The sequence below is a fragment of the Allobosea sp. GW823-FHT02B03 genome, assembly GCF_058797755.1.
The window spans coordinates 437,219-448,974 of sequence record NZ_JBXAJY010000004.1 but is presented as its reverse complement, the minus strand read 5'-3'; the positions used below and the strand labels follow the sequence as shown (position 1 = coordinate 448,974).

The 11,756-nt window shown below is 69.9% G+C and carries 11 protein-coding genes; 2 read left to right on the top strand and 9 right to left on the bottom strand.

Translation table 11 applies throughout. The features are described from left to right. Nucleotides 1–10 precede the first annotated feature (10 nt). The 6 genes from AC1REK_RS15715 to AC1REK_RS15690 all read right to left on the bottom strand — a co-directional run bounded on the left by AC1REK_RS15715 (nucleotide 11) and on the right by AC1REK_RS15690 (nucleotide 6,181). Complete coding sequence (locus AC1REK_RS15715; protein WP_492269326.1) at nucleotides 11–787, bottom strand: anti-sigma factor family protein; 777 nt, start codon at nucleotides 785–787, stop codon at nucleotides 11–13. Next, nucleotides 784–1,341 carry an RNA polymerase sigma factor gene (locus AC1REK_RS15710; protein ID WP_327523475.1) on the bottom strand — a complete coding sequence of 186 codons (558 nt, stop codon included), beginning with the start codon at nucleotides 1,339–1,341 and terminating at the stop codon, nucleotides 784–786. Before AC1REK_RS15710 ends, AC1REK_RS15715 begins: the two co-directional genes overlap by 4 nt. A gap of 25 nt (nucleotides 1,342–1,366) precedes the next feature. Next, nucleotides 1,367–2,755 carry a S8 family serine peptidase gene (locus AC1REK_RS15705; protein WP_492269327.1) on the bottom strand — a complete coding sequence of 463 codons (1,389 nt, stop codon included), beginning with the start codon at nucleotides 2,753–2,755 and terminating at the stop codon, nucleotides 1,367–1,369. Next, a complete protein-coding gene (locus AC1REK_RS15700; protein WP_492269328.1) occupies nucleotides 2,752–3,927 on the bottom strand; it encodes a glycerate kinase family protein in 1,176 nt (391 codons plus the stop codon). Before AC1REK_RS15700 ends, AC1REK_RS15705 begins: the two co-directional genes overlap by 4 nt. Before the next feature lie 104 nt (nucleotides 3,928–4,031). Then, nucleotides 4,032–5,501, bottom strand: a complete 1,470-nt coding sequence (locus AC1REK_RS15695) for an SLC13 family permease (protein ID WP_492269329.1) — start codon at nucleotides 5,499–5,501, stop codon at nucleotides 4,032–4,034. A gap of 62 nt (nucleotides 5,502–5,563) precedes the next feature. After that, nucleotides 5,564–6,181: a J domain-containing protein gene (locus AC1REK_RS15690; RefSeq protein WP_316021280.1), complete on the bottom strand. Its 618-nt coding sequence runs from the start codon at nucleotides 6,179–6,181 to the stop codon at nucleotides 5,564–5,566. Nucleotides 6,182–6,263: 82 nt separating this feature from the next. On the opposite strand from AC1REK_RS15690, the gene AC1REK_RS15685 reads away from it, so the two are divergent. After that, nucleotides 6,264–6,536, top strand: coding sequence for a BolA family protein (locus AC1REK_RS15685; protein WP_316021284.1), 273 nt, complete (start codon nucleotides 6,264–6,266; stop codon nucleotides 6,534–6,536). 8 nt (nucleotides 6,537–6,544) lie between these two features. Here AC1REK_RS15685 and AC1REK_RS15680 read toward each other — a convergent pair whose 3' ends face one another. The 3 genes from AC1REK_RS15680 to AC1REK_RS15670 all read right to left on the bottom strand — a co-directional run bounded on the left by AC1REK_RS15680 (nucleotide 6,545) and on the right by AC1REK_RS15670 (nucleotide 10,009). Beyond that, entirely contained in the window at nucleotides 6,545–7,738 is a 1,194-nt protein-coding gene (locus tag AC1REK_RS15680) for an MFS transporter (RefSeq protein WP_492269330.1), read from the bottom strand. 58 nt (nucleotides 7,739–7,796) lie between these two features. Continuing rightward, nucleotides 7,797–8,966: an acetyl-CoA acetyltransferase gene (locus AC1REK_RS15675; RefSeq protein ID WP_492269331.1), complete on the bottom strand. Its 1,170-nt coding sequence runs from the start codon at nucleotides 8,964–8,966 to the stop codon at nucleotides 7,797–7,799. A gap of 137 nt (nucleotides 8,967–9,103) precedes the next feature. Further along, nucleotides 9,104–10,009: a DMT family transporter gene (locus AC1REK_RS15670; RefSeq protein ID WP_327523480.1), complete on the bottom strand. Its 906-nt coding sequence runs from the start codon at nucleotides 10,007–10,009 to the stop codon at nucleotides 9,104–9,106. Nucleotides 10,010–10,196: 187 nt separating this feature from the next. Between AC1REK_RS15670 and AC1REK_RS15665 the strand changes: the two genes are divergently transcribed. Beyond that, nucleotides 10,197–11,747 carry a D-alanyl-D-alanine carboxypeptidase family protein gene (locus AC1REK_RS15665; protein ID WP_492269332.1) on the top strand — a complete coding sequence of 517 codons (1,551 nt, stop codon included), beginning with the start codon at nucleotides 10,197–10,199 and terminating at the stop codon, nucleotides 11,745–11,747. Nucleotides 11,748–11,756 lie beyond the last annotated feature (9 nt).

The following is an 11,756-nucleotide window of genomic DNA, read 5'->3' as shown; positions in this document are numbered from 1 at the left end:
GGGAGGCCGGCTACCTGGCCCCTTTCAGGAGCCCCTGCTCGGCCGCCGGATCGAGCGGGCCTTCCGCGCCGCGATCGAGCAGGAAGGCCTCGGCCAGCGCGCCGCCGCTCGCCGGCTTGTAGCCTGCGGTCTCCGGCGGGGTCGCCGCGACGAATTCGGTGTGCCAGCCCTGCCCGTTCCGGCAGTCGATCCCGTTCCAGCCCGGCGCACCCTCGCCGGCGCCGGTGACCGTGTACTCCCGGCAAAGGCGGCCATCGGCGAGCTTGTGCGAGGCGATGAGGCGCAGGTTGCCGGCCGGCAGAGCGACCGCGCTGCCGCTCGCCACCGTGTCGAGCGCCGCGCTGAGCGCAGCCCGGTCGAGACCAGCGACCGCGATGCCGGGCGCTCCCTGTCCCCCGCGTCCGGCGAGATAGCCGGCGACGCCGCCCGCCGCCAAGAGGAAGCTCGCCGCCAGCGGCAGGCGCCAGCCGGCCCGGCGAACGCTGGCGCGCGGCACGGCAGCCGGCTTATCCGCGGCGCCGCCGGCGATCACCGTCAGCTGCGGCTGGACGGGCGCGGGGCGGGCATCGGCGGCGGCGATAGCGGCCAGGAGCCGCTCCGGCACAGCCTCCGGCTTCGGCTCTCCCTCGGCTTCGAGCAGGAAGCGCGTCTCGGCGAGGATGGCGAAGCGCTCGGCCAGTTCTGGATCGGCGGTGACCAGCGCATGCAGCCGCTCGGCCTCGCCGGCGGAAAGTTCGCCATCGGCCAGGGCGATCAGCATCTCGTCGGAGACTTCGGGCTTCGTCATTTCGCTTCCATTCCCAGTCTTGCCGCCAGACCCTGCCGCGCCCGCGACAGGCGGCTCATTACCGTGCCTATCGGGATCGCCAGTTGCTCCGAGGCGTCGCGATAGCTGCAGCCCTCGACGCAGATCAGCATCAGCAGCCGGCGATGCTCCTCGGGCATCTGCGCCAGCGCCTGCTGGACGGAATCGACGGTCAGCGCGACCTCGTTCACCTGCCGCCCATCCTCGCCGGGCAGATCGAGATGGGCATCGATTTCCTCGGTACGCCCCTCGCGCTGGCGCTTGCGCAGCGCATCGATCCAGAGATTGCGGGCGATGCTGAACAGCCAGGCATCGAGCCTGGTACCCTCCTGAAACTGCGCCTGCGCCTTCAGCGCCCGCTCGCAGCTCGCCTGCGCGAGATCGTCCGCCTCGCTGGCCGAGCGCGTCAGCGTCATCGCGTAGCGACGCAGGCGCGGCAGCAACGAGACCAGTTCCGTCGCGAAGGGAGAGAGCCCGCCTGCCGTTCCCGGCAGCGGGGGGCCGCTGGCTATCTGGCCTGGTCGCATATCCGACATCGGCTTTTCTCGGTTTCGCTGGCGTCTACAGCGGGCAGGACAGGCTGCCCCAGCCGAAGACCGGGTCCCGTCCGGGAGCGCCGAGGTCCCTGGCCTCGGCCGAAAGTGCCGCGAGCAGCGCCTGCGGCTGCGCCTTCTCGTCCTGCATCCGGCGATGCGCGAAGGCGAGCGTCACCAAGGGCGCGGCATAGGAGGTGCCCGAGCGCGGTGGGCCGGGTCGCATCGCCTTGTCAGGGAACTGGACGCGAACGCCCGGCGCCGCGAAGGCGAGATGCTCGCCGCGATTGGCCCGCGCATAAACCTTGCTGTCGCGGTCGATCGCGGTCACTGCCACCGCCCAGGGATAGGCGGCGGGATAAAGCGGCTCGGCGCCCGGCCCGCCATTGCCCGCTGCCGCGACCAGAACCGTGCCGCGACCATGCATTAGGCTGCCGATTCGCTCGACCAGCGCATTGGCCGGCCCGGCGAGGCTGAGGTTGACAACCGGCACCTGCCGCCCGGCCAGCAAATCGAGCGCGGCGGAAAGGTCGAAGCTGTCGGCATTGGCGCTGCCGCCACGTCGGTGGAAGGCATCGACCGCTACGATGCGCGCGCCCTCGCCGCCCGTCCCCCGGGTCAGGAGGATCGCGACATCGGTCCCGTGCGCATCGCCTGCCGGCTTGTAGCCCGGCTCGCGCACGCTCTCGGTCTCGATCGCCCTGCCGGCGAGGGCCGGATGGGCGAGGTCGACGCCCGTATCGACCATGCCGATGGTGCCGCGCGCCACGCAGGACCCGGCGATGCGCGCCTCCGGCGCCAGCAGGGAGAAGCAGCGATTATCCGGGCATGGCGCCGCGACGCCGCGATAGAGATGGTTGAGATCGACCAGCGCCGCCGGAAACAGCGTACGCACCCGCTCCACCGCCCGCGCCGTGGAGAGGCGTCGCGGCACGCGCATGCGCACCGTCAGATTGCCGACGAGGCCGAGACTGCGCTGCGCGACCGGGCGAAACCCTTCCTCGCGGAGCCGGGCGATATCCGCCTCGGTCAACCCCGCCGCCACGATCTCGCGCGGCACGGCCTGAACCGCCGGGCGCTGCGGGCGCGCCGAGCGCTGGCTCTGTCGCGGCGTGCTTTGCCCGATCCCGAACAGACCGAACAGATTGAAGGAACGGATATGGCGCCCGCTGCTGCTGCGCTCGCCGCTGCCGCCACCGCCCCCTCCGGAACTGCCGCCGCCTGCTCCACCGCTGCCGCCGCCAGCCCCGCCGCCGCCACCGTCGTCGCCCCCGCCATCATCGTCGGCGAGGGCAGCAGCGAAACGGCCGGAAGCATCGGGCAGGCCGGCGAAAGGCAGCAGCGCCAGCCCGAGACCGAGCGTCAGGGCGCGAGCCAGCCCGGCGAGACGGGCGGCGGAAGGGCGGCGAAGCTTCATGCCGCCGTCCTCTCGCCGCGCAGGCGGATACCGACGCCGATCATGCGCACCGCATCCTCCGCGGCCCGGCGCAGCAGCTTCTCCGATTCGGCGATCGCTTCCTCCAGCGTGCAGGGCCGCTTCAGGATGCTGGCGAAGGCATCGATGCCATGCTCGAAATTGATCCGCACCTTGCCCCGGCCGATGGTGCCGGCGAGCGCCACCACCGGAATGCCCAGCACCTTGGCGCGCCTCGCCACCTCGGCCGGAATCTTGCCGAAGGGCGTCTGCTCGTCGAGGCAGCCCTCGGCGGTGATCACGAGGTCGGCCTGGCCCAGCAGGTCGTCGAAAGCCAGATATTGCATCACGATATTGTAACGTGGGTGCAGCCTTGCGCCCAGCAGCCCCTGCAGGCCGGCGCCGAGTCCGCCCGACGCACCGCCGCCGGGCGCGCTGGCAAGATCCTGGCCGGTCGCGTCGCGCAGGCAGGCCGCATAGGTTTCGAGCGCAGCTTCAAGAATGACGACCTGCTCGGGCGTCGCGCCCTTCTGTGGCGCGAAGACCCGCGCCACGCCTTTCGGGCCGAGCAGGATGTTGTGCCAGTTCACCGCCGCGTCGAGCCTGACGCGATCGAGACGCGGGTCCCGTCCCGAAAGGTCGATGCGGGCGAGATCGGCGAGCGCGCCGCCGCCGCGGGCGATCTGCTGCCCCTTGGAATCGAGCAGGCAGATGCCGAGGGCCTCGGCCATGCCGGCCCCGCCGTCGTTGATGCCGCTGTCGCCGCAGCCGATCAGGATGCGCTCCGCGCCGGCATCGAGCGCGGCGAGGATCAGTTCGCCGACGCCGTAGCTCGTCGTCAGCATCGGGTTGCGCTGGTCGCGCGGGACCAAAGCGAGGCCGGCGGCGGCAGCCATCTCGATCACTGCGGTTTTCGGTCCGGGACGACCGAGGAAGCCGAAGCAGGCGGCGACCGGCTGGCCGACCGGCCCGGTCACGGTCCGCTCATGGAGCTGCCCGCCTGTGGCGGCGACCAGCGCCCGGGTGAAGCCCTCGCCACCATCGACCAGCGGCGCCAGCAGGGTCGTTGCGTCCGGCATGGCGGCATGAACGCCCGAGGCGATGGCGGCGGCGACGTCGCTGGCGTCCAGGCTCTCCTTGAACCCCGAGGGGGCGATCAGGATGTTGAGCGTCATGGGATGATCCTCACAGTGCCACGAGGCCTTGCGCCTCTGCTCCGTAAACGATGCCGCTCCGGGCTTATTCCGATGCCGGCTCATTATTTTTTTGGTGGCGCGGCTCAGCGCAGCGCCAAGCCGAAAGACGGCCAGATCCAGAGCGAAAACCCCATCAGCAGCGCGAACATCACCGGAAGCAGCGCCAGCGAAAGAAGCATCAGGTCGCGCGCCGCATAGGTCGGCTTTTCGAGATCGGCATAGAGCGCGACCGGCTTGGCGCTGACCGCCAGCGTCTGGCAGAAGCCGGTGCCCATCACGATCAGCACGATCAGTGCGCTGGCATTGTAACCGTGCGCAACCAGCGGCAGGGCGAGCAGCGGGATCAGGATGGTCGCCCGCGCACTGCGGGAGGTGATCAGCAGATGCGAGAGCAGCGCGACCGCGGCGACCAGCGCCGCGACCACCGGCACCGAGCCCAGCGCGCCGGGTGGCAACGCCGCAAGCAGAAGCTCCATCAGCGATTTCGCTGCACCGGTCGCGATCAACGCGCTGCCCATCAGCGTGGTCGCGGCGAGAAAAAGGATCAGCTGCCATTCGACCGTCTTGGCCGCCTGCTTCATCGAGACCGGAGCGAGCGGCTTCAAGGTCACGGCGACGGCGCCGAGCAGGGTCACGACCGCGGCATCGATGCCATGCAGGCCCTGGGTGCTCCAGCCGAGCACGACGAGCCCGACCACGGCGCCGACATAAAGCTGCTGGCGCGTCAGCGGGCCGGTATCGGGCGCGGGCAGAGACAGCGCCCGCCTCCGCTCGGCCGGCGCGAGAAACAGCCACTGAATGATCACCATGGCCGCAAGGCTGGCGATCACCGCCAGCGGCAGCGCCATCGCCATCCAGCCGAGATAGCCATAGCCGGCTGCGCCGCTGCGCACGATCATCTCGACCGCTATCAGATGCGCGCCGGCGCCGATCAGCGAGCCGCCGGCCGAGAGCAGGATGACCGTCGGGAACAGCAGCGCGAGCGCCCGGTTGATTCTGGCATCGTCGATGGCGGCGGCGAGGGCGAGATAGACCGGCAGCAGCAGCGCCGCCCGGCCGGAGGTAGAGGGCACCACGCAGGCGGTCGCGACGATCACGCCGGTAACCGAGAGAAAAAGCCCCCTGACAGTGCGGACGCGGGCCAGGGCCGAGAGCGCCAGCCGCTCGGCGAGCCCGCAGGCGCGCAGCGCCGAGGCGATGATGAAGGCGCCGATCAGGAGCCAGATCAGCTCGCTGCCGAGCGCGCCATGCAGCTGCTGCGCAGGGACGGTGCGGGTGGCGACGAGCGCCCCCGCCGCGGCGAGCGCGATCAGCGTGTCGTCGAGCGCCGTCAGGCACCAGGCGATCGTCGCGAGGCAGAAGACGATCAGCGCGATCCGCGCCTCGGCCGGGAATGGCAGCCAGAGCCAGATCGCCGCGCCGAGCACGGCGGCGAGCCCGAGCGGCAGGAAGCCGGCGCGGACCGGCAGCCACATCGCGAGGGTGGGAAGGGCGAACGACCGTGGCGCGCCGATGCGGGCCCCGGTCAGGGTCTGGGTCGGGACAATGCTCATGCCGCGCAAACGACGGGCTTGCGCGGTTTATTCCCGGTTGCTGCGAAAAATCGGCACGGCCTTCAGACCGCGCCGGTGCTCTTCAGCGTCTGATAGGCCTTGAGGATTTCCTGGAGCGTGCCCTCGCGCGAACGGTCGCCGCCATTGGCGTCGGGGTGGAAGCGCTTCACCAGTTCCTTGTAGCGCGCCTTGATCGCCGCCCGGTCGGCAGTGTCGTCGAGGCCGAGTGTCTCCAGCGCCTTGTGCGCGACGATGCCGACGCGCGGCTCCTGCTTGGCGGTCTGCTGGCCGGCGCGCGCGCCGAAGATGTTGAACCCGTCCTCGACCTCAGGCCCGGCCGCGCCGCTGGCGACCCGGCCGCGCTGCGCCATCCGCGCCGCCCTGGAATTGACGCCGAGCTTCCAAGTCGGCCGGTGGCCGATCTCTTCCTGCTTGGCATAGGCGGCGAGCGCCTCGTCGTTCATCCCGGCGAAATAATTATAGGTCGCGTTGTAGGCCTTCACATGGTCGAGGCAGAACTGGAAGAATTTGCCTTCCTTGCCGCGCCCCATCGGCGCCCGGAATTCGCCGGCCTTGGTGCAGCCGGCATGGTCGCAGCGGCGCGCAGGTTCCTCGACGACCTCCTCCGCTTCAGAGGGGCCGATCCTGATGCGATCGAAAAGGCGCGAGTTGAAGTTCATGCTGGACGGGTTATGGGACCGGAACGCGAAAGCGACAAGTGTGCCGCGGCAGTGAGTCGTGCCGCGCGACAAGGGCATGATCATGACCGCAATGGCTGAACGGATTACGACCAAGCTCGAACAGGCGCTGGCGCCCGCCCGCCTCGCCGTCATCGACGAATCGCACCAGCATCACGGCCATTCCGGCTGGCGCGAGGGCGGCGAAACCCATTTCAGGGTGGATATCGTGTCGCAGGCCTTCGCCGGCAAGAGCCGGCTCGAGCGCCACCGCCTGGTCAACGCCGCCCTCGCCGAGGAACTCGCCGGCGGCGTGCATGCGCTCGCCATCGTCGCCCGCGCGCCCGAAGAGGGCTGAGCGGCGGCTCAGCGCGCCTTCCGCTCCGGCGTCATGAGATAGATCGCGGTCGAAGCGAGCAGCAACGCCGCGAAGACCCAGTGCAGATTGGCGAAGGCGGTGGCCGCGCCGTGGCCGGCGCCGCGCTGGACCGCGATCAGCCAGCCCGAGCCGAACTGCACCGCAGCCGCACCCGCGATGAAGAGGAAATTGACGAAGGTCATGCCGCGCCCGACCAGGTGCTCGGGGAAGAAGATCCGCGCATGCGCCATCAGGATCGCATAGGTGAAGCCGGTGCCGCCGACGATGGCGAAGAGCGTGACGGCGCCCGGCATCGAGCGCTCGCCGAACAAGGCGAGCAAGGCGAAGCCGACCCCTGTCGCGGCGGTACCCCAGGCGACCAGCGGCTTGCTCCGGCCGCTGCGCTTCTGCAGCGCCCCGTAAACGAAGGCGCCGGCGGTCATGGTGATCGCCATGGCGAGCGCCGCATGGCCGGCGGCGACCGCATCGAGACCATGGACCTGGGTCATGAAGGGGGCGATCCAAAGGCCGCGCCCCGTCGCCAGAATGGCGTAGCCGCAGAGCGTGATCGGCGCCAGCAGCCAGAGCGGACGGATGCTGGCGATGCTCTTCAACCCCTGCAGCAGCCCCTCCTGGCGCCCCGATGAGTCCGTGGCGACCGGCGGATCGCGCACCAGCAGGGTCGCCAGCACGGTCGCCAGCAGGAACATCGTCGCGAAGCCCAGCATGGTCGCGCGCCAGCCATAGCTCTGCGCCGCCAGCGCAAGCGGGGCCGCACCGGCGAGATTGCCGAGCGAGCCGAGGCCGATGAAGACCGAGGACAGCACGCCGAAGCGCGCCGTGTCCTGCGTCCGGGCGAAGAGATAGAGCGCCGACATGAAGATCGGCGAGCAGCCGATACCCACCAGCCCCATGGCGAAGACCGCGACCCAGGCGCTCTGCGCCGTGGCGAACAGGAAGGCGCCGACGGTGCCGATCGCCATCGTCGTGGCGACCGTCCGGCGCGGGCCGAGCCGGTCGAGCGCCCAGCCGACCGGGAACTGCGCGGCAGCGAAGGTGATGAACCAGGCGGCGCCGAGCGTGCCGAACTCGGCCGGGCCGATCTTGAGATCCGCCATCACCGGTCCGGCGATGACGCTCAGGAACGAACGGTAGAAGATCGAGAGGATATAGGCCGGCAGCAGCGCGAAGAAGATGGTCACCGGGAACTCCCATGCCGGGCCGAGGCGGCCTCGGCCGGCCGCGGAGCTCCCGGATCGATCACTTGATGCGCTCGAGCACGGAGACGTAGTTCGCCACCGCCGCCCCGCCCATGTTGAAGATGCCGCCGAGACGGGCATCCTTGACCTGCATGCCTTCCGGCGCCTCGCCGGTGAGCTGCATCGCCGAGAGCACATGCATCGAGACGCCGGTCGCGCCGATCGGATGGCCCTTGGCCTTCAGGCCGCCGGAGACGTTGACCGGCAGCTTGCCGTCCTTCTGGGTCCAGCCTTCCTTGATCGCCCGGGCGCCGTCGCCCTCCTTGGTCAGGCCCATCGCCTCGTATTCGATGAGCTCGGCGATGGTGAAGCAGTCATGGGTCTCGACGAAGGAAAGATCGTCGAGCGCGATCCCGGCATTGGCGAGCGCCTTCTGCCAGGCGAGCGCGCCACCCTCGAACTTCAGGATGTCGCGGCGGGCCAGCGGCAGGAAGTCCTGGACATGGGCCATGCCGCGGAAGCCGACGGCGCGGCGCATGGTCTTGGCGGTCTCCTCGTCGGCCAGCACCAGCGCGGCGGCGCCGTCCGAGACCAGCGAGCAGTCGGTGCGCTTCAGCGGGCCGGCGACGAAGGGATTCTTCTCGCTCTCCTCGCGGCAGAAGGCGAAGCCGAGATCCTTGCGCATCTGGGCGTAGGGGTTGTCGACGCCGTTCTTGTGGTTCTTCGCCGCGATCATCGCGAGCGCGTCGGACTGGTCGCCATGGCGCTGGAAATAGGCTCCGGCGATCTTGCCGAAGACGCCGGCGAAACCGCCCTGGGTGTCGCCTTCCTGGGCGAGATAGGACGCCTTGAGCAGGTTCTTGCCGATTTCCGGCCCGGACGTCGTCGTCATCTGCTCGACGCCGACGACGAGCACGACCTTGGCGGCACCGGCCTTGATGGCGCGCACGCCCTGATGCACCGCGGCCGAACCGGTCGCGCAGGCGTTCTCGACGCGCGTCGCCGGCTTGAAGCGCAGCGCCGGGTCGGCCTGGAGCACGAGGGAGGCGGTGAAGTCTTGGGCCGAGAAGCCGGCGTTGAAATGGCCGAGGACAATCTCGTCGACCTGGTCTGCGGTGATGCCGGCATCGACCAGCGCATCCGTCGCGACCCTGACGATCAGGCTCTCGATGGTCTCGGCATCCTGCTTGCCGAACGGAGTATGGGCCCAACCGACGATTGCAGCGCTCATGGCGTCATCTCCCGAATGATGTGCAGATACACATTATCTGCCTTTGCCCTCGTCCCGCGACAAGCGGCACCGGTGCATTTCTGTCGTGCGTGGAAAGGCCAACGCCCCGCCCCTGTCAAGCGCGCCACGCAGCCTCCCTATCCGACCGAGAGCGCCAGCAGCACGCCGACACCGACGACGATCATCGTCATGCCCAGCATCTCGCGCCGCGAAGTGCCCTCGGAGAAGATCCGGCGCGAGGCGATCTGGGCGAGCGGCACCTCGACGAGGCCAAGCGTGCGGACATTGGCCGCGCTGGTCAGCGAAAAGCCGATGAACCAGAACTGCGAGGCGGCGGCGCCGAGGAAGCCGGCGGCGAGCGAGGGCTTCCAGTTCTCGATCGAGCGCCGCAGCGCCGTGCGGTCTGCGGCGGCCATGTAGGCGGCGAGGATCAGCGAGGAGAACACCAGCCCCCAGGTCAGGGTGGTGGTGGCGCGCAGCACGAAATTTCCGTCCGGCAAGGCGAGAATGCCGCCGCGGAAGCCGATCGCCGACAGCGCGAAGGAGGCACCCGCCGCGATCCCGAGCACGGCCGGGCGCAGGCCCGCGGCGCTGAGCTTCTCACCCGGCTTCCACGACATCACCACGACCCCGGCGGTGGCGAGGACGATGGCCGCGAACTTTGGCAGGCTCAGCGCATCGCCGAGCAGCAGCGCCCCAAACAGCGCGACCTGTACCGGCTCGGTCTTGGTATAGGCGGTCGTCACCGAGAAGGAGCGCTCGCGCATCGCTGCCAGCATCAGCCCGGTCGCCAGGATCTGCGTCACCGAGCCCCAGAGCGTGAAGCCGAGATAGCGCAGGTCCGGCGGCGGCGGCAGCCTGCCGCTCGCCAGGCAGACCAGGACGAGGAAGAGCACGGCGAAAGGCAGGCCGAACAGAAAGCGGACCTGCGTCGCGCCGACGACCCCGATCGCGTCGGTCAGCGAGCGCTGCGTCAGGTTGCGCGCGGTCTGCAGCAGGGAGGCGGCAAGCGTCGCCGGTATCCACAAAAGGGCGAAGCTCACGCGAAATTCCCGAACTAAATGCGATCCGCCCGCTTTTGGACCGCTTGACGGTGCTAGGCAAATCGCTCGGCGAAGGGTAGGTATGCAGGATCAGCGAGGCTCAAAAAATCGCCCGCCGTCTCGAAATTGCCTCAAGCGTCGTGAAGCCCCTCAACTCCGCGTCAAGACAGGTTCAAGACCTCAGCCGATGAACGCATTTCGCCTCGCCGCCGGCGCAACCCTCGCCAGCTTCCTCGTCGCAGCCGTCCCGGCCCAGGCCGGCACGAGCCTGGTGATCGACGCCTCCAGCGGCGCCGTGCTCTCGAGCGAGAATGCGAGCCAGGCCTGGCACCCGGCCTCGACCACTAAGATGATGACGCTCTATGTCGCGCTCAAGGCCGTGCGCGACGGAAAGATCGGACTCGAGACCGCGATCCCGGCCTCGAAGCGGGCCGCCAGCCAGCCGCGCGTCAAGGTCTATATCCGCGCCGGCCAGGAGGTGACGCTCGACAACGCCATTCGCATCATGATGGTGAAGTCGGCCAACGACATCGCCTATGTCATCGCCGAGGGCGTCGGCGGCGACGTCGAGAACTTCGTCGGGATGATGAATGCCGAAGCCCGGCGCCTCGGCATGCGCGACACCGTTTTCGTCAATCCCAATGGCTGGCACCATCCCGACCAGCAGAGCAGCGCCCGCGATCTCGCTGTGCTCGCCATGGCCCTGATGAGCGAGTTCGGCGACTATTCGGAATACTGGAACACCGGTGCCGTGCAGCTCGGCAAGCAGGTACTGAAGAATACCAACGGGCTCGTCGGCCGCTACTACGGCATCAACGGCTTCAAGACCGGCTTCGTCTGCGCCTCCGGCTTCAATGTGGTCGCGACCGCGACGCGCGGTGGGCGCACCTTGATCGCCGTGGTGATGGGCGCCCATTCCGGCGCCGAGCGCACCATCAAGGCGGCCCAGCTCCTCGATGACGGCTTCGGCAAATGGGGCGGCTTCGGCAGCACCGTCGCGAGCCTGCCCTCCGGCACCGGCGGACGCGCCTACAGTGTCTGCGACACGGTCCGTCGCGGCGGCGGTGCGCTCGGCGACGACGTCGAGTCCAGCGGCCCGATCACCGTCTCCTCCGGCCATGGCGTCGGCGGCAACAGCGACGGAACCTCCGACCGCTTCGCCGTTGGCGCGCCGCAGTCCGGCGTCGGCGGCGCGGTCCTGACCCGCTCGCCCTCCGGGCGCATCACCTTGGGCCAGCGTGCGCCGCTCGCCACCGTACAGGTCGCCTTCGGCCGCACGCCCGGCTCCGCCTCGGCGCCGCTCGCAGCCAATGCCGTCGCGAAGCCCGACACCCAGATCGCGCGCGAGATCCAGCCGGGCGCCCCGGTCGCCGCCGGTCTGGTCGGTGCTGGCGCGGGGCGCACGGCCTCCGCCAACGGCGCGATTCCGGCACGCTCCTCCGCCTTCGCCGCCACGGCGCCGGGCGACGAGGTCCAGCCGCCTTCCGACGCCTTCCGCTCCGGCCCGCTGCGCCTGCAGGGCGCCGTCCAGGCCGGCGCCGCGACCCCGGCGAGCCTGAGGCCGGGCGCCGCCGCCGGCATCAAGCCGGCCGGACGCAACAGTGCTGCCAAGGCCTCTCCCGCGAAGCCTGTGCTGACCAAGCCGGCTCCGGCCAAGGCCAAGCCGACGACCGCGCTGGTCAAGCCGCCGGCCCGTCCTTCCAAGCCGGCGGCCTCCGCCGCCAAGCCTGACGCCTGAAACCCGCCG